Source organism: Streptosporangium sp. NPDC004631 (assembly GCF_053601935.1).
The window spans coordinates 50,439-69,104 of the sequence record NZ_JBSGCR010000002.1; the positions used below are offsets into that span (position 1 = coordinate 50,439).

General features: G+C 68.6%; 9 protein-coding genes. 6 read left to right on the plus strand and 3 right to left on the minus strand.

Going from position 1 to position 18,666, the window contains the following annotated elements:
• Nucleotides 1-232 precede the first annotated feature (232 nt).
• Complete coding sequence (gene pglW / locus ACWEF2_RS01925; protein WP_453811125.1) at nt 233-4,390, plus strand: BREX system serine/threonine kinase PglW; 4,158 nt, start codon at nt 233-235, stop codon at nt 4,388-4,390.
• Between the two features lie 208 nt (nt 4,391-4,598).
• On the opposite strand, the gene ACWEF2_RS01930 is transcribed toward pglW, so the two are convergent.
• From ACWEF2_RS01930 to ACWEF2_RS01940, 3 genes are all read right to left on the minus strand, one after another.
• Entirely contained in the window at nt 4,599-6,230 is a 1,632-nt protein-coding gene (locus tag ACWEF2_RS01930) for a hypothetical protein (RefSeq protein ID WP_453811126.1), read from the minus strand.
• 241 nt (nt 6,231-6,471) lie between these two features.
• Nucleotides 6,472-6,882, minus strand: a complete 411-nt coding sequence (locus ACWEF2_RS01935; RefSeq protein ID WP_453811127.1) for an ATP-binding protein — start codon at nt 6,880-6,882, stop codon at nt 6,472-6,474.
• The gene (locus ACWEF2_RS01940) at nt 6,879-7,142 is read right to left on the minus strand and encodes a hypothetical protein (RefSeq protein WP_453811128.1); all 264 of its coding nucleotides are present in this window, start codon (nt 7,140-7,142) and stop codon (nt 6,879-6,881) included. The genes ACWEF2_RS01935 and ACWEF2_RS01940 overlap by 4 nt, the downstream gene beginning before the upstream one ends.
• 233 nt (nt 7,143-7,375) lie before the next feature.
• On the opposite strand from ACWEF2_RS01940, the gene ACWEF2_RS01945 reads away from it, so the two are divergent.
• From ACWEF2_RS01945 to pglZ, 5 genes are all read left to right on the plus strand, one after another.
• Complete coding sequence (locus tag ACWEF2_RS01945) at nt 7,376-8,233, plus strand: helix-turn-helix domain-containing protein (protein WP_453811129.1); 858 nt, start codon at nt 7,376-7,378, stop codon at nt 8,231-8,233.
• Nucleotides 8,234-8,253: 20 nt separating this feature from the next.
• Complete coding sequence (locus ACWEF2_RS01950) at nt 8,254-8,469, plus strand: DUF397 domain-containing protein (protein ID WP_453811130.1); 216 nt, start codon at nt 8,254-8,256, stop codon at nt 8,467-8,469.
• A gap of 240 nt (nt 8,470-8,709) precedes the next feature.
• Entirely contained in the window at nt 8,710-12,297 is a 3,588-nt protein-coding gene (gene pglX / locus ACWEF2_RS01955; RefSeq protein WP_453811131.1) for a BREX-2 system adenine-specific DNA-methyltransferase PglX, read from the plus strand.
• A 4-nt stretch (nt 12,298-12,301) separates the two neighbouring features.
• Complete coding sequence (locus tag ACWEF2_RS01960; protein WP_453811132.1) at nt 12,302-16,024, plus strand: DUF6079 family protein; 3,723 nt, start codon at nt 12,302-12,304, stop codon at nt 16,022-16,024.
• A complete protein-coding gene (gene pglZ, locus ACWEF2_RS01965) occupies nt 16,021-18,657 on the plus strand; it encodes a BREX-2 system phosphatase PglZ (protein WP_453811133.1) in 2,637 nt (878 codons plus the stop codon). Before ACWEF2_RS01960 ends, pglZ begins: the two co-directional genes overlap by 4 nt.
• Nucleotides 18,658-18,666 lie beyond the last annotated feature (9 nt).

Genomic DNA, 18,666 nt, shown 5'->3' on the forward strand with positions numbered 1-18,666 from the left:
ATTCTGTCGCGGTCCATCAGCCGGGATCGGGGCGGTACCAGAGCCACCCGGTTCGAGGAGAGCGAAGAGGAGCCCCGTACCGTCCGCGAGTCTGATCTTGCGTCGAGGGAGTCGCCGGGCGCCTCGATCGGTTCTGGGCCACCGTGGCCGGCCGGCTATGACCGGCAAGCCGCGGCCGACGGAAAAAGACGGTCCCCGGGACTAGACTCTGCGCGGAGGAATGGAGGGGCTTGTGGAGTCCGGAAGCAGGCGCTGGGTGGAGGTCACGCCCTCCGAGCACGCCCACGAGCGCGGCGGCCTCGCCGCGATCAAGGCCGCGCTGGACGACGAGGCCCCCTACCGGGCGTGGAGCAACTTCAGCTTCACCACCCGCAGCGGCCGTCAGTACGAAGTCGACCTCCTCGTCATCGGCAAGGGCGGCATCTACCTTCTGGAGCTCAAGCACTGGTCGGGCCAGATCACCGGCGACCACCAGACCTGGTTCCACAACGGCGTCGCAGAGGACAACCCTCGCATCCTCGCCGACACCAAGGCCAAGCACTTCAAGCAGCTCCTCCTCGACGCAGGGGGCAGGGACCTGCCGTTCGTCCACGCGGGCGTGGTTCTCCACCAGCCGTCCGCCGAGGTCAAACTCACCGGCAGGGGCAAACAGGGCGTCTACCGGATCGACGGGCAGGGTCCCGAGAGGCTGGACGAGCTGATCAAGGACGAGCTGGCCGTTACGCCGCGCAACCCGCGCAACGCGGTCGACAGCAGGCGCTCGATCGAGCTGGCCAGGCTGATCGAGCGAGCGGGCGTCCGCCGGAGTGTCCGGCATCGGCGGGTCGGCAACCTGGAGCTGGCGGACACCCCCCTGGCCGAGGGGCCGGGCTGGCAGGACTACCTCGCCTGCCATCCGCTGCTCGACAGCGTCAGGCGGGTCCGCTTCTACCTCGTCCAGCCCGGCGTCTCGCAGGAGGAACGCGCCACGACCCTGCGCGCCGCCCGGCGCGAGTTCGTGGCCCTGGAGAACGTCAACCACCCGGGCATCGCCCGCGCCATCGAGTTCTACGAGCACGATCGCGGCCTCGCCGTCGTCTTCGAGCATGACGCGACCGAGGTGCGTCTCGACCACTTCCTGATCCAGAAGGACGGAGATCTCTCCGTCGATGACCGCATCGGCCTGGTCCGCACCCTGGCCAACACTCTGCGTTACGCCCACTCGCGAAGACTGGTCCACCGCAGGCTCAGCCCGCTGTCGGTCTTCGTGCGCACCCTCGCCCATGGTCGCTACGGCGTGCGGGTTCGCGACTGGCACACCGCCGGGCGGCTCGCCTCGGGGTCTCCCGGCCATGGCAGCCACGTCGCCGGCACCCGTACGCTTGAGGCGTTGACCGACCGGGCAGCCCACGGCTATCTCGCCCCGGAGACGCTCCACGGCCTCGACGCCGATCCGATCCTCGCCGACGTCTTCGGCGTCGGAGCGCTCTCCTTCCTGATCTTCACGGGGACCGCTCCCGCCGACACGAGCGAGGGGCTCCAGCAGCGGCTCACCCGCGAGCGCGGCCTCGACGTCGGCGTCGAGCTGGACGGCGTCCCCCAGAAAATGATCGACCTGGTCAGGAACGCCACGGCGGGCGACGTCGACCTGCGCACCGAGTCGGCCGAGAGGTTCGCCCAGGACCTGGAGGCGCTGGTCGAGGAGATCCTGCTGCGCGAGGAGGTCGCCCAGCAGGTCGATCCGCTGGACGCCACGCCCGGCTCGATGATCGGCACGAGAGAGCAGCAGGGGCGCTTCGAGGTCCTCCAACGCCTCGGCCAGGGCTCGACCGCCCTCGCTCTGCTGGTCAAGGATTCCACGCACGGGCAGGCCGTGCTGAAGGTGGCGCTCGACGAGGAGGGCGCCCGCCGGAGGCTGCTCGACGAGGCCGAGGTGCTCCAGTTCGCCCGCGACCCGCGCATCGCGCGTGGCCTGGAGGGGCCGCTGGCGGTCGGAGGTCGTACGGCGCTGCTCCTGGAGGACGCGGGCCGGGAAAGCCTGGCTGCCATGATCCGCCGTGAGGGGCGGCTCTCACTCGATTTCCTCGCACGCTGGGGCAAGGACCTCCTGGAGATCCTCGCCGCGCTGGATCTGGCCGGCATCAACCACCGGGACATCAAGCCCGACAACCTGGCCTTCCGCGAGCAGGGCAAGAGTCGCGAGGTGCACCTCACGCTCTTCGACTTCTCGCTGTCTCGGGCGCCGCTCGAGCAGACCGGGGTCGGCACCCCGCCGTACCTCGACCCTTTCTTCGATCCGGTCCACCGGCCCCGATACGACGCGGCGGCCGAGCGCTACGCGGCGGCGGTCACCCTTTACGAGATGGCCACCGGCCGCACCCCCGTCTACGGCACCGGCGGCAGCCATCCGGCGGTCATCGAAGGCGACGTCACGATCGATCTCGACACCTTCGAGCCGGGCCCCGCTCGTGACGGGGTTGTCGCCTTCTTCCGCGGCGCGCTCTCCCGCGACGTCAAGGCCCGCCACGACTCGATCGAGACCATGCGGATCGCCTGGCAGGTGGCCTTCGAAGCCGTTCCGCCCGCCGCCGCGACGCCGGCCAGCGTCAACCCGGTCACCGGAGAGGAGCTCGACCAGGCCGTTGCCAGGGCGGTCCTCGACACCGCCATCGCCGCCGCAGGCCTCACGCCCCGCGCCGTCGACGCGCTGCACCGCATCGACGTCAGGACCGTTCGCGACCTGCTGGCCCGCTCACCGTTCGAGCTGTCCAGGCTGTCCGGAGTGGCCGATCCCACCAAGCGTGAGATCAGGCGCCGGGCCAAGCAGTGGCGCGGGCGGCTCCAGCCGGTCACGTCCGTCCCCGATGTGGAGGACCTCCAGGGCGACTCCGACCGTGGCATCGGTTCGGTGCTCGCCGCTCTCTTCCCGAAGAGCATCCGCAAGGACTCCACCGAGGAGCAGGTGCTGCGGCTCTACCTCGGACTCGAGGAGACCGCCTCCGAATGGCCGGGCAACGCCGAGCTGGCAGGGGCGGCGGGCGTCACCGCGGGCCGGGTGGGGCAGATCATCCCTACGGCACGTAAGGGGTGGCGGTCGAGGAGAAGTCTCACCCAGGTCCGCGACGAGGTCGTGGAGACCGTCGAGGACGCCGGAGGCGTGATCGCCGTGGCCGGCGTCGCCGAGGCGCTGCTCGCCTCCCGCAGCCCCGACGCCGTGGGTGGACGGTGGATGCGCCGAGCCCTCGGCCTGGTCCGTGCCGCCGTCGAGGTCGAGACCGAACGCGGCGGGGAGGCCCGCCTCCTGCAGCGGCACTGCCACGGCTCGGTGATCGTCGCGCTGGAGAAGCCCACCGATCCCGACGCCGTTCCGGGCACCGACCTGCTCGACTACGCCGTACGGCTGGGCAAGGTCGCAGACCAGCTCGCCGCTGAGGCCCCGCTGCCGACCGCCGCGCGCACCGAGGCCAGGCTCCGCTCCGTACGGCTGCCGCAGGGGATGGCCGAGCTGCGGGCGGAGAGGCTGGCCCTGCTGGCCGCCGCCGCCTCGCGTGGAGCCGCGGCCAACGGTCGAGGCGAGATCTACCCCGATGGGCTGGACCCGCGCCGTGCCCTGGAGCAGATGGCCTCCTCACTTGGCGTGATCCGCCACGGCATGGATCCCGAGCAGCTCAAGGCCAGGGTTCGTGCCCGCTACCCAAGAGTCGGCGCGTTCCCCGAGCGCCGTCAGGACCTGGACGTCCTCCTCAAGAGGGCGGGGGTCCCGCTGGTTCCGGACCAGGGCGGCTACGCGCCGCGCGACGCCCGTGCCACCCTTCTGCCCTCCTCCAAGAGCCGGGTGTTCACGACCCTGAGCGAGGGACCGAAGGACAGGGAGTTCGCCGACTTCGAGCGCCGTATGGAGCTGTCGTCGCGTGAGCGCGGATTCGTCACCCTCAGCGTGGACTACCGCCTCTACGCCGACGCCATCGCGACGCTCGGCGCCCGCTTCGGAGCGGAGGTGGTGGACATCACCGCCGAGCTTCTCACCGCGATGCGGTCCACCGCGGGCGCTTTCAACGTCGACTGGTCTCTGGTGCTCCGCTCCGACCGCCCTGACGCGGCCCCCCAGGACGCCGCCAACCTGCGGCGGCTCGTCGCGATGGCGGCGGAGAAGCTGGAGGAGCGGCTGCTCACGGATCCGCAGCCGCTGCTGATCGTCGAGGCGGCGCCGCTGGCCCGTTACGACCGGCTGGCCGTGCTCGAGCGCCTGGCGGACAAGGCGACCGCCAGGCCCGCGGCCCGCTGGCTGCTCCTCCCCGTGGAGCGGGGCGGCGTGCCGTACATCGACGACCGCCCCGCCCCGGGCACCCTGGGCGCGCTGAAGGTCTCCACCAAATGGGTCGAGGCCCATCACCGCTCCAGGGTGTCGTAGCGGTCGGAGCGTCCGAGCGCTCGGAGTCAGTCGAGGTTGTTCCGCATCTCCAGGCTTGGTGGAGATCCTCGAAGGCCACCTGTCCTTGTCGCTGCCTCTGGCTCGCGGACGAGTTCATCCGGTTGTAGAGCGGTAGAGGCAGGCCAAGTTCCTTGGCGAGGTGACGGAGGTCGTGACTTCTAAGGTCGCTGGGATCGTGGAGAACAGATCATTCGAGCAGGTCGCACAGGTCCTGCCCGAGGTCGTCGCCGACCAGGCGCAGGGCCGTCTCGGCGCGGGATGCGAGGGCGATGGGGGAGATCCCGGTGGCCAGGTGGGCGTGGGTGAGGCGGTCGAGGGCCGCACCGACCAGCGGGGCCGTCACACGGAGGGTGGCGGGCAGCGCTACGCCCCCGGTCGAGCCGCCGTGCAGCACGATGTTGCGGCAGCGGTACAGCCGGCGCAGCGACACCTCCACGTAGCCGCGCACCCGTTCGAGCACCCGTCTCTCGTCGGCGAGCAGCTCGCGCAGGCGCAGCACCGACGCGACGTCGCTGCCCATCCGCCAGGAACGGACCAGCGGCAGGGAGCTCCGGTTCCGCAGCTCGGCGGCGATGACCGCGGCGCGGTCGCGGTTGGAGACGCAGGCGCCGAGGCGGGCGGCGAGATCGTCGCCCTTCACCTCGCGGATCCGGTGGGAGAGCGCGGTGAGTTCGGCACGCGGCCACGAGGCGGCGACCAGGGCGGCGGCCCGGGTCGCCGCCACCGCCTTTCCCCGCTCGTCGGGGTCGCGCGCCTCGGTGAGCAGTGACTCCAGGGCTGCCCAGCCTCCGGCGAGCGCGGGGGCGAGCGGTCCGTGGTTGAGTCCGGAGGCGATCTCCAGGGCGTCGTCGACCGTGCTCCTGGCCTGCTCTCCGAAGCGCTGCACCTCACCGCCGACCACGTAGAGCCGGCGTTCCGCGGCCAGCGACAGCACCTGGGCTCCTCGCGCGGGCTGCTGCAGCGGCACGGGTTTCGTCTCTCCCGCCACGTAGGCGTCGCCGAGGGGGAGGACGGGGCCACCTGCGGCGAACCTGGCCCTGGCCTGCATCCGATCGACCAGGTCGGAGACGGTCTCCACCGCGCGCGTCGAATCTCTCGCCTCGACGGTGAAGACCAGCGAGCCCACGGTCCGCTCCGGCGGTGTGAGTCCCGCCTTCGCGATCAGCGCCCGCGTCTCGTCGGCCGTCCGCCAGTGGGGCAGGTGCGCGGCCAGCTCCTCGTGCCGGTGCAGCGCGTGGAAGGGGACGACGACGCTCCAGCCGCGTGGCGGCCTGGCGAGCAGGGAGGCCGCCTCGGAGAGCAGATCGACGGCGGACAGGTTCTGCCGCCCGTCGCGCAGCCACCGCTGCAGCCCGGCGAGGCTGTGCCCGCTGTCCAGCAGGTGGGCGGCGACGGCCCTGGCGACCAGCTCCGGCTTCGGCGGTTCGTCGACGGCGACGCAGGCGGCCCAGCGGTCCAGATAGCCGGAACGGCCGACGTCGATGAGGTGGCGCAGCTTACGGCGCCCCTCGCTGGCGATCGTCAGGGTGGTCTTGACGCACTCCTGCAGCTCGCGCCGGTAGGTCTTGGAACCTAGCGCGGGGTCGCCGCCCAGCAGGCGCTCCAGTGCCTGGCGCTGCCAGTCGACCGCGCTCTGCGACAGGACTTTCCGGTCGACCCAGACACCCGCCTCGTGCAGCTCCTCTAGGGCGAGGAAGGAGCCGACGTCCCACAGCCTGCGGGTCCAGGGGGTGGTGACACCGGTGAAGTCGAGCAGGCGGGTGGTGATGTGCCGGGAGTAGGCGGACCTGGGGTCACGCCCGACGGGAGTCGCGTTCATGGCGGCGCAGCCTCGGGACGGAGGGGGAGGTGGGGGAGAAGTAAAGAGGGCGCGGTCCGAAGACCGCGCCCTCGGGGGCATGAAGCCCCGGTTAAGCCTGTGCTCGCTTTCGCGACTCTTCGAATATACCCCTCCTCACGATGATCGACCGCGATTTTCCGGCGAAGTCCCGGGTGCGGCTTCGCGCTCCGGCGGACGGGCGGTGAGGAGACCGCGAGTCGGGGGTCTCAGGGGGATCGGGTCATCCTCCGGCGAGCTGGAACCAGACCACACGTCCGGCCGGGGTCTCGTACCAGCCCCAGGCCGACGACAGCTCGTGGACCAGCCAGAGCCCCCGGCCCCCGCCGCTGTCGGCGTTCACGCCGGGGCGCAGTCGTGGCTCGTGCCCATTCGATCCGGCGTCGAGCACGTCGATGTGGAGCGTTCCATTGTGAGTGGCGACCGAGACGCTCACCCGGCCGCCGGGGACGCGGCCCGAGTCGGAGTGCCGTACGGAGTTCGTGACAAGTTCGGTGACGAGCAGCAGCGCGTCGTCGGCCTGGGGGTGGCCGACGCCCTCCAGCAGGTGGCGGACGTAGCGCCTGGCCCGGGGGACGGTCGCCACCTCCGCCGGGAGGTCGACCTGCCCCAGCAGCCCCGACGACGCCCTCACCGCGCCACCTCCGCGATCCACAGGAAGACCTCCCACGCCTCGGCCGGGGTGTTCGGGGTGCGGCCCCGGTCCCAGGTGAAGGCCGAGGTACGGCCTCGCCGCGCGCTCCTGATCGTCGGCCGTCCCGAGGGTGCGAAGACCTCCAGGCTCGGCCGCCCGCCGAGCGGGAACCTGACCGTGGCATCGAACCCGAACTCGTCCAACTCCCACGCCAGCCTCACCAGGTAACCGCCCCACCCTTCGAGAGTGCTCGCTCTCATCTGATCGCCGTCCCTTCGTCTGCTCCAAAGCCGCTCGACCCGAACTGTGTCTCTCGCTCCCAGCTCCAGATGGCTGGTGCACGGAACGAGAGACGTGACTCCCCGTGATGACTTACTCTCGGAGAGCACATGGTTAATCTGCACCTGCAAAACTGCACCTGCAAGCGCTTTGGCACAAACAGTCAAAGATTCATTACGATGCGTGATGGCCGTGTGGCCCAGGAAGGAGACCCATGACTGGCTTCTCGCCGACAGTCCGTCATCGACGCTTACTGCAGGAGTTGCGGCGACTTCGTAGTGCGGCCGGTCTCAAGCAGGAAGAAGTGGCCGACCATCTGGACTGGTCGGCATCCAGGATGACCAAGGTCGAAGGTGGGACATTGCGGATCTCCGTCAATGATGTCCGCGCCATGCTCCAGCTCTACGGCCTTCGCGATGGAGCCAAGTACGAAGCGCTCCTCCAGCTGGCCAAGCAGGCGAGGGAGCGAGGATGGTGGCACACCTACAGCGATGTCATCCCGCAATGGTTTCAGGTGTACGTGGGCCTGGAAGCGGAGGCGTCAGCACTCCGCAACTACGAATCTGATCTTGTCCACGGGCTCCTTCAGACTGAGGACTACGCTCGTGCCGTCTACAGAGCGGGGAAGGTGACAGATGCGCCCGGCGAGATAGAGCGACATGTCAGCCTCCGCATGGCTCGTCAGGATGTCATCACGCGGTCCGAGCGTCCCATGGACTTCTGGGCGATCGTGAACGAGGCGGCTCTGCGTCGTCGTGTCGGTGGTGCTCATGTCATGAAGGAGCAGCTCAAGCACCTCCTGGACATGTCGGCGCTGACCAACGTCACCCTCCAGGTCTTGCCGTATGCGATCGGCGCGCACGCGGCGATGCTCGGATCTTTCGCCGTCCTCTCTTTTTCGGAAGGAGGAAGTGAGGTTGCCTATCTGGAGTACATGACTGGGAGCCTTTATTTGGAAAAGCCCGAAGAGATCCGGGGATATACGCTGGCATATGACCACTTACGTGCTTCAGCCCTCGATCCCAGGGACTCGGTCGCCGCGATCGCGAAGCTCGTCAAAGAAGATCTTTAAGTGCTATGGAAGGAGATGCGGTGTCCTACGAGGAGCTGTCCGGGGCTATCTGGCGCAAGAGCACCCTTAGCGGTGGGAACGGTGGCAGCTGTGTCGAGATCGCCTCACTGACCAAAGGACGTGTCGGTGTCCGCGACAGCAAGGACCGTAGCGGACCAGCTCTGATCTTCGCCCCTAACGAGTGGCAGGCCTTCATTGGGGGGGTCAAGAGCGGGGAGTTCGACGATCTGGTCTGACCGTTATGGCGGTACGGCGTTGGCCGTTTTGCTGATGGCCGTACCGTCGGCTGAGACCTGACCGGAGGCCGTCTCCCAGGACGGTCATCCCTGTCCCCTGCGCGCCCATATTGTTATCAGGCTGGCCCGGCACATCGTGTCGAACTTGTCGGATCGGCGGTGCATCATGGCACTTCGTGGTGCACGCCGGTACGGACAGTGGCCGGCCGCTGGTGACGGGACGCGAAGGGTGGGGTGCAGGTGTCGGTTATCTCCGCCGTACTGCTCAAGGATCTCCAGAAGCAGGCGGCGCGTGTCGCCGACGACCTGCGTGAGCAGGCGAGCCGAGTCCCGGAGATCGGTGATCGGCTGACGGAGATGCACCGCGCGGCCAAGGGCATCGGCCGGACCGGCGAGAGCTGGAACGACTGGCTCACCGCCCAGTGCGCCCAAGCCGCCAGCTCCTGGGTGATCGCCTGCGCCTTCATCCGCTTCTGCGAGGACAACGACCTCACCGCCAACCGCTGGATCGCCTCCCGCGACGCCGCCGGGCACGCCACCTCCGAGGCGGCCGACGCTGAAGCTGCCTGGATTCAGCGCAACCCTCGCCTGACGGCCCGCGAGTGGCTGCGCGAGTCCTTCACCTGGCTCCGCTCCACCCGCGCCGGGCACGGGCTCTTCCCCGACACCGACTTCGTCTGGTGGTGGGACATCTCCGCCGACCAGGCCGAGGAACTGATCGCCGTCTTCCGGCGACGGGACGCGGACGGCATACGGCTGGCGCACGACGAGTTTTATAGCGCCGATCTGGACACCCGCTTCCTCGGCGACCTCTACCAGGACCTGTCCGAGCACATCCGCAAGCGCTATGCCCTGCTGCAGACCCCGGTCTTCGTCGAGGAATTCATCCTCGACCGGGTCCTCGACCCAGCGCTCAAGGACTTCGGCCTCGAAGAGCTCAAGCTGATCGACCCGACGTGCGGGTCGGGCCACTTCCTCCTTGGAGCGTTCGATCGACTGCTGGAGAAGTGGAGTGAATACAAGCCCGGCATGGATGAGCGAGTGCGAGTGCAGAAAGTGCTCGATGCCATTCACGGTGTCGATATTAATCCGACTGCCACGGCGATCACTAAATTCCGGTTGATGGTGACCGCGTTGAAAGCGTGCGAAGTCACTCGTCTTAACGCTCAGGACGCGCCTGCACTCAACCTCAATATCGCAACGGGCGACACGCTATTGTACGGTGGTGGCAAGCTCGGTGGCGGACGCCAGATGACTCTCGGTGTTCTAGACAATGATCCGCTCGCCTCGCACCTCTATGATTGGGAGGATGTCGACCAGTTCGAGGGTATTCTCGACTACAGTCGTTATCATGTCGTCATAGGAAATCCCCCTTACATTCAGGTCCAAGACAAGGCGCTCAACGAGGCGTATCGAGACCGATATAAGACCTGTTTTAGGTCTTATGCGCTTTCGGTGCCGTTCGCTGAGCTGTTCTTTCGGTTGGCGATTCAGGATAGCGGGCGCCCGGGACGAGTTGGTCAGATTACTGCTAACTCATTCATGAAGCGAGAGTTCGGCAAGAAGCTGATTGGTGACTTCTTTGCTTTTAAAGTGGACCTGACGTATATTGTTGACACCTCGGGTGCTTACATTCCAGGTCATGGTACACCGACCGTTATTTTGGTGGGTAAAAACCGTGATCGGAGCCGGCTATCTAAGGTTCGGGCTGTTCTCGGTGTTCGTGGTGAGCCCTCCCAGCCTGTTGATCCAGCCCAAGGTTTGGTCTGGCGATCCATTGTGGAAAATGTTGAATCTCCTGGCGTTGAAACTGACTACGTCTCTGTTGTTGATTTGCCGCGCGAGGACTTGGCTAGCTTTCCGTGGAGCTTGTCCGGAGGTGGATCATCAGCTCTTCAAGAGCTGATTGAGAGTGTATCTGTGGAGCGGCTTGGTGATCAGGTGCAGAGCATCGGTCGGACCACCTCTTCGGGTGAAGACAGCTTGTACTGGTTGCCGGATGTGCAGACAGCCTGCCGAGTCGGTGACGCTCCCTATGTGAGAGACCTGGTTATTGGCGATGCTGTAAGAGATTTTCGGGTCACAGATGTCGTGAAGATTCGAAATCCATACTCTGATCAGAGAAATTCAAAGCCGATTTCAAGTAGTCATTGGCTGGCCATGCGGAGCCTTTGGCCGGGTAGGGTTATTTTAGAGAATCGGATTATTTTCGGTAAATCTATGCGCGACCAAGGGAAGCCGTGGACTAGTCATCTGGAGAACTATTCTAGTAAGCTTGGAACACCGCTTGGGGTCACCTTTGCTTTTGTTTCAACTCACAATCAATTTGCTTTTGATCGAAATGGATCACTTTTTAATCGCACCGCACCGGTGATTAAGTTAGCGGAAAGAGCTGTGGAGGATGATTACCTGCGGTTGCTTGGGTTGCTCAACTCCTCTACTGCCTGCTTCTGGCTCAAGCAAGTGTGCCACGACAAGGGTAGTCAATCTGGCACTGGCGGGTTCATGCATGATGAGTGGGAGCGATTTTATGAGTTCACTGGGACAAAATTGCTGGAGTTTCCACTACCCAGTGATGCGCCGCTAGAGCGGGCTCATCGACTTGATGAACTTGCCCAGGAATTAGCTGCCGCCACTCCTCGGGTCGTCTGTATGCAAGCCGTACCGACCCGTGAAGCTCTCGCAGAGGCGCGAAAGCGATATAACGCGATTCGGGCTGAGATGATCGCCGTCCAGGAGGAACTGGACTGGGAGGTTTATCGGCTTTATGGAATCCTCGATGAGGATCTTGCTTACTCTGGCGATGACCTGCCTAGTTTGGCGCTAGGCGAGCGAGTATTCGAGATCGTGCTCGGCCAGAAGTTTCTTGGTGGGAATAGCGAGACCGTGTGGTTCGACCGGCATGGCTCCACGCCTATCCGCGATATCCCCTCCCACTGGCCGCAGGCGTACCAGGACCTTGTCCGGCGGCGTATCGAGGTCATCAAGGACAAGCCCCTGATGAAGCTCGTCGAGGCCCCCGAGTGCAAGCGGCGCTGGTCCGCCGAGCCGTACGAGAAGACGCGGGCCGAAGCCTTGCGCGACTGGCTGTTGGACCGGCTTGAGGACGAGAGCCTCTGGATCGTCGACGAGGCGCCCAGGACGCTGACCGTCGCCCAGCTCGCCGACCTCGTCCGGACCGACGCCGACTTCCGGCAGGTCATGGACCTCTACGTCGGCCGCCCCGACTACGACCTCACCTCCGAGCTGGTCGCCCTGCTCAAGGACGAGCACGTCCCCTACCTCGCCGCGCACCGCTACTCCGCCACCGGCCTGCTCAGGCGGCAGGACTGGGAGCACGTCTGGGCGCTGCAGCGCAGGGAGGACGCGGGGGAGAAGGTGGAGATCCCGGTCCCGCCGAAGTACGCCTCCAAGGACTTCGCGAACGTCTCCTACTGGAAGCACCGGGGCAAGCTCGACGTGCCCAAGGAGCGGTTCGTCGGCTACCCCGGCGCGCAGCGGGAGAACGACGCCACCCCCGTCTACGGCTGGGCGGGCTGGGACCACCTCAGGCAGGCCACCGCGCTGGCCAACATGATCATCGAGCGGAGCTACCCGGCCGACGACGAGCGGGCCGTGCCGCTGCTCGCGGGCCTGGCCGAGCTGGAGCCGTGGCTGCGCCAGTGGCACGGCGAGTACGTGGACCTCTACGCCGGCTCGCCCGCCGAGTACTTCACCGGATGGCTGGAGGCCCAGCTCGCCGAGCGGGGCCTGACCCGTGAGACGCTTGCCGCCTGGCGCCCCGAGGCCGGACGACGTGGCGCGAGAACCGTGAAGAGGGAGGGCTGAGGGCATGGCGACCCCGCTCAGGGACGTCCTCTACATCAGCGAGGAGCTGAGCGCGAACGACTTCGTGCTCAGGCTCAGCGACGGCGTCTCCCAGGTCAAGGCGACCCTGGAGAACTATGTCGTCACGCCGCAGCTCGCCGATGCCTTCGACGCCGCGCTGTCGCTGGTGAAGGGCGCGCTGGAGAAGAACACCAGCGACGCGGCGTTCCTGCACGGCTCGTTCGGCTCCGGTAAGAGCCACTTCATGTCGGTGCTGCACGCCATCCTCAGACACGACCCCGACGCCCGGGGTCTGCGCGGCCTGGAGCCGACGATCGCCAAGCACGACCGGTGGCTGGCCGGGCGGAACATCCTCTGCCTGACCTACCACCTGGTCGGCGCCGAGACGCTGGAGGCCGCCGTGCTCGGCGGCTACGTCGAGCAGATCCGCCACCTGAAGCCGGGGGCGTCGCTGCCCGAGGTGCACAGCACCGACGGCCTCTTCACCGACGCCGACAACCTCCGGGCCCGGCTCGGGGACGAGACGTTCTTCGCCGGGCTCGGGCAGACCTCCAACCCCGGCTGGGGCGACCTGGCGACCGGCTGGAACGCCGACTCCTACGAGGCGGCACGCCGGGCGCCGGTGGGCGACGCCACGCGGGGCAGTCTGGTCTCCGCGCTCGTCGGGGCCTACTTCACCGGATACACGCGCGGCGCGTCCTACCTCTCGCTGGACGAGGGCCTGGAGGTCGTCAGCGCCCACGCCAAGCGGCTCGACTACGACTGCGTCGTGCTCTTTCTCGACGAGCTGGTGCTCTGGCTCGCCTCGCGCAGCTCCGACCCCGCCTTCGTCGGCAGGGAGGGTTCCAAGGTCGCCAAGCTCGTCGAGTCGGCCTCCAGCCACCGCGCGCTGCCGCTGGTGTCATTCGTCGCCCGCCAGCGTGACCTGCGCGACTTCCTCGGCACGAACATCCCCGGCGCGGAGAAGCACGCCATCGGCGAGACCTTCCGCTGGTGGGAGGACCGCTTCAACCGGGTCACGCTGGAGGACCGCAACCTCCCGGTGATCGTCAAGCGCCGCCTGCTGAAGGAGCGGCCCGGGGCCGAGGGGGTGCTGGAGGGCGCCTTCGTCAAGGTGACCCGCGAGCCCAAGGTGTGGAACGTCCTGCTGGAGGGCCCGGACGGCTCCTCCGACGCGGCGGCGTTCCAGCACACCTACCCCTTCTCCCCGGCGCTGGTCTCCACCATGGTCGCGCTGTCCGGCCTGCTCCAGCGCGAGCGCACGGCGCTGCGCACCATGGCCGAGCTGCTGCGGCGCGGCCGTGGCGAGCTGACGATCGACGACATCATCCCGGTCGGCGACGTGTACGACGTGCTGATGGACTCCGGCGTCGTGCCGCTCACCGACGACATGAAGCAGCACTTCACCAACGCGCGCACGCTGTACGAGGACAAGCTGCTGCCCCGGCTGCTGGCCAAGCACCGGCTCGATTCGGCGGAGGCCGCCGGCGGGCTGCCACGCACCCACCCGTTCGTCACCGACGCCCGCCTGGTGAAAACCGCCCTGCTGGCCGCGCTCGCCCCCGGTGTCCCGGCGCTCGGCGCGCTCACCGCGCAGAAGCTCGCCGCGCTCAACCACGGCACCATCGCCACCCCGCTCAAGGGCATGGAGGCCCAGCGGGTCCTGGCGCTCTTCCGCGACCTGGCCGCCTCCGGGGTCAGCGAGATCCACCTCGCCGACGACCCGGCGAACCCACTGATCAGCGTCCAGCTCGCCGGGGTCGACTACGAGAGCGTGCTGGAGCGGGTCCTCAACCAGGACACCAAGGGCGAGCGCCGCCGTCTCGTCCGTGAGCTGATCTTCGAGTCGCTCGGCGTGAGCCTGTCGTCCGACACGATCAGCGGCGCCTACACCCACTCCTTCGTCTGGAGAGGCAGCCGCCGGGTCGTCGACATCGTCTACGGCAACATCCGCGACGAGGACGAGCTGGACCTGAACGCCCTGTTCGCCGACGGCGAGCGCTGGAAGCTGGTCATCGACTTCCCCTTCGACGACACCGGCCACGGCCCCGGCCACGACCTCGCCCGCTTCGAGAAGCTGGAGCGCGAGGGCGTCGAGAGCAGGAGCGTGGCGTGGATCCCCGCGTTCTTCACCCAGGAGCGCGAGCGCGACCTCGGCGAGCTGGTGGCGCTGCGCTACCTGCTGGCCTCCAACGACCGCTTCGAGCAGAACGCCAGCAACCTTTCCCTGCAGGACCGCGCCGCCGCCAAGGCCCTCCTCCTCAACCGGAGGGACACCCTGGAGGCCAAGATCAAGCAGGTCATCCAGCAGGCGTACGGCGCGGCGAAGCGTGAGCCCGCCGACATCGACACCACCCAGGGGCACAGCGCGCTCTTCGCCACCCTGGAGCCCCGGCTCAACCTCGGGGCGCCCGTCGGGGCGCGGCTGGCGGACTGCCTGCTTCACCTGCTCGACCAGATGCTCAGCTCGCAGTACCCCGACCACCCGAAGTTCGCGGGTGAGGTCCGCAAGCCCGAGACGGCCCTCGTGCTGCAGTACCTCGACAACGCGGCGGCCGACGAGTCGCGGCGCGTCCCCATGGCGCCCAAGGACCGCGAGACGATCCGCAAGGTCGCCAACCCGCTCGGCGTCGGTGAGGCGCTGGAGAACGCCTTCCTGTTCAACGCCGACACCTTCCCCTGGCGCAGGCGTTTCACCCAGCGCGCCGCCCAGGAGGGCCTCGACGAGGTCATCGGCGTCGACCGGCTGATCGAGTGGCTGGACCAGCCCCAGCCGCGCGGCCTGGACGCCTCCACCCGGGGTCTGGTCATCGCGGCCTTCGCCCTCGACCAGGACCGCGAGTGGTTCCACAACGGTGCCTCCGTGGCCAGACCGCCGCTGGAGCGCATCGACGGCGGCTACGAGCTGCGCCTGCCCCGCCTGCCCGACGAGACGACCTGGCGCAGGGCGGTCGACCGCGCGGCGAAGATCTTCGGCGTGCACGTCACGTCGCTGAGGACGGCGGCCAACGTCAACCGCCTCGCCTCCGACGTCCGAGAGCAGGTCCGCGAGCTGCAGACCCCCGCCAGGGAACTCGTCACCGTCCTCAACGCCCACCGCGACGTCCTCGACCTGACCGAGAACTCCGGCCGGCTCTCCACCGCCCAGGACGTCGCCTCGCTGGTCGCCAGGCTTCTCGGCGAGAGCGACGCCGCCGACCTCACCGAGGCGCTCGCGGACGCGAAGACCTCGGTCGTGGAAGAGGTCCTCGCCAAGTCGCTGAAGTCCGCGCGGGACGTCGTGGCGCGTCTGGAGGACATGGACTGGGGCCTGCTGGACGCCGTCGCCTCCATGTCCCACGACCCGCAGGCCGTCTCGACGCTGCGACACCTCCGAGACGTGGCGGCCCACAACGAGTTCCAGGTGTCGCTGGGGCCGGTGCTGGGAGAGACGCGGCGCACGGCTCAGATGATCCTGGCGAGACAGGCCAGAGTCGTCCCGCAGCCGCAGCCGCAGCCGCCCGCCGACCTCTCATCCTCCGGTTCGGCCGTGCCCGCGGGCCGGACCTCCGACCGGTCCGTCGTCGTGCCCGTCGACCCGGGCAACGGCAACGGCGCGGTGCCCGCGGCGAGCGGGTCGGCCACCGTCGGAGCCGCGCGGATCGCCGAGCTCCTGGAGGAACTGCGGGCCTTCGCGGGCCGGCATCCCGACGCGGAGATCACCGTCACCTGGAGCGCGCGCACGTGAGCGAGATCCGCCCGAACCTGGCCGCGGCGACCCCGCCACTGGTCCGCACGATCGTGCGCGACCTGCGGAGATCCGGCAGCAGGAAGCACGTGGTGGGCATCCAGGCCCGCCCCGAGTGGGCGGGCGACCAGGAGTTCCCCGTGGACGACAGGCCCGTGCGGGTCGAGGTCTGCCCCTCCCCGCTCGCCGTGCGTGAGGCGATGCTCCGGCACGGCGACGGCTACCTCGTCGTCCTGACCGACCTCGACGACGCCGACCTCGGCATCGGGATCCGTGCGCACCTGGCCAGGGGACGGCTGGTCACGCTGCGGCCCTGGGACATGCTCAAGCAGTCCTTCGAGGCACGGGACGTCGACCCGCTGCTGCTCGACGAGGGATGGGCCGCCGGAGCCCTGGCCCGCTGGGAGCCGGCCGACGGCTGGCCGAAGGCGCCCGGAGGCACGCTCACCCGCGACCACGCCCTCGGCCATCTCGCCTCCGCGGTATTCGGCGCCTGCCCGAACGGCAACCGCTACGTCTCGCCCGCCCACCCCGACGCGCTCGGACTGCTGCGCTGGAGTCTCGACCCGGTCGCCGTCAACCGGGTCACCTCGCTTCCGGTCGACATCCGCGAGGGGCTCGCAGACTGGCTGAGCGAGGTCACCGGGGTCGCCGGGACCTGGACGCTGCGCGCCGCCGAAGCCGGGCACGGAGGCGACGCCGTACCGCTGGCGCTGGTCGCCGGTCTGCTGTGGGGTGACGCGCGGGCCGCCGCGGAGGCTCGTGGCCTGGTCAGGGCCAGGGTCGGCGGGGCGGACCTGCCCGCGGAGCAGGCCCAGGCCTGGGCGAGGGCGGCGGACGCGCTGATCGGCCAGCTCGACCACTCGGACAGCCTGCTGGAGCGGGCCGAGGCGCTGCTGAAGGAGTTCAACGCGGAGAAGCTCCTCGTCAACTCCACCCTCCTGCCCGGCTCCTACACGCTGCGGCTGCGCGCCTTCGCCACCGCGCTGCGGCGATGCCTCCCGATTCCCGACGCCGGGGCGCTGGAGCAGCTCGAGAAGGCACACGCCACGCTCGTCGCGCACGAGCTGGCCGGGTTCAACGGCCGCACGAACGCGGCGCGGATGGCACTGCGGCTGGTCCGCCGGCTGGCCACCCCGGACGAGCCGGCCGCCACCCTCGCCGACGCCCTGCACGACCAGGTCAGGACGGGCTCCTACGTGGAGTGGGCCTTCCGGCGGGTGGACGACATCGACGACAGGGTCGCCGCGGTCTACCGGGAACTGCTGGCCACCGTCGCGGCCCGTCGAGGCGAACGCGACCGTAGGCTGGCGGATCATCTGGCCGTCGCGGTGGCCGCCGACAGTGACCCCGGAACCCTGGTTCCGATCGAGTCCGCGCTCGGCACGCTCGTGCGCCCGCTGGGCCGGTCGCTCCTCGTCGTCCTCGACGGCATGTCCGCGGGCGTCCTCGCCGAGCTGGCCGACAGCCTTGCGGACAAGCGGTGGACCGAACTGGTCGACTCCTCCCTCGGGCACAGGCGGGTGCTGCTCCCCGCCCTGCCAACCGTCACCGAGGCGTGCCGTACCAGCCTGCTCACCGGGGCGCTGCACACCGGCGGTCAGTACGACGAGAAGACGGCCTTCCCCGGCGCGGTCGGCGACGCGCAGGCCAGGCTGTTCCACAAGGACGACCTGCGAGCCCCTGACGGGCACGCCCTCCCCCCGGCGGTGAAGTCGGCGATCGAGGGGCCGGCCAGGGTGATCGGTCTCGTGCTCAACGACGTCGACGACTCGCTGGACAAGATGGATCCGACCGTCGAATGGAAGGTCGAGCGGGTGCGGCGTCTGTCGGCCCTGCTGGACAGCGCCCGCACCGCCGGGCGGCTGCTCATTCTCACCTCCGACCACGGCCACGTGGTGGAACGCGGCAGCACGCTGCGCTCCGGCACCGGTTCCGAGTCCGGGCGCTGGCGCCCCGGCAAGGTTCCGCCGTCGGATGGGGAGACCCTCTTCAGAGGCAGGCGGGTCCTGCTGGGAGGAGGGGGCGTCGTGCTTCCCTGGCGGGAGGACATCCGTTACGGCCACAAGCGCGCCGGTTACCACGGCGGCGCGTCCGGGGCCGAGGTCGCGGTGCCGTTCGCGGTGTTCAGCGCCACCTCCGTGGACGAGGTCGCCGGGTGGCGCCCCGCTCCGGCCCAGGAGCCCGCCTGGTGGAACAGCGCGGTCACGATCCGCCGGGGGGCGACGCTCGAACCGCCTCCCTCGAAGGCCCCCGACGGCCAGGCCGAGCTGATCGGTTTCGAGGAGATGGTCGCCGCTCCTTCCCGGCCAGGCTGGGAACGTTTCCTCGACGACCTCCTGGCCTCCGAGCTGTACGCCGCGCAGCGGGCCCGCGCGGGCAGGGCAGCCCCGGACGACGCACGCGTCCGCGCCGTGCTCGCCACGCTGCTCGCCCACGGGGGCCGCCTGCACGAGAGCACCCTCTCGGCGGTGGCGGAGGTTCCCGCCGCGCGGTTGAGAAACGTGCTGGCAGCGGTCCGCAGAGTGCTCAGCGTCGACGGCTACGATCCGGTAAGTTACGGCCTCGACGAGGTGACGGTTGAACTGGACATCGGCCTGCTCGCCGAGCAGTTCGGGGTCGCCAAACCGTGAAGGGCAGGG

Bases quoted from the DNA above. Each gene is read 5' to 3' on its own strand.
- ACWEF2_RS01930 (WP_453811126.1), bottom strand. From the start codon at position 6,230: ATGAACGCGACTCCCGTCGGGCGTGACCCCAGGTCCGCCTACTCCCGG.
- ACWEF2_RS01940 (WP_453811128.1), bottom strand. From the start codon at position 7,142: ATGAGAGCGAGCACTCTCGAAGGGTGGGGCGGTTACCTGGTGAGGCTG.
- ACWEF2_RS01945 (WP_453811129.1), top strand. From the start codon at position 7,376: ATGACTGGCTTCTCGCCGACAGTCCGTCATCGACGCTTACTGCAGGAG.
- ACWEF2_RS01960 (WP_453811132.1), top strand. From the start codon at position 12,302: ATGGCGACCCCGCTCAGGGACGTCCTCTACATCAGCGAGGAGCTGAGC.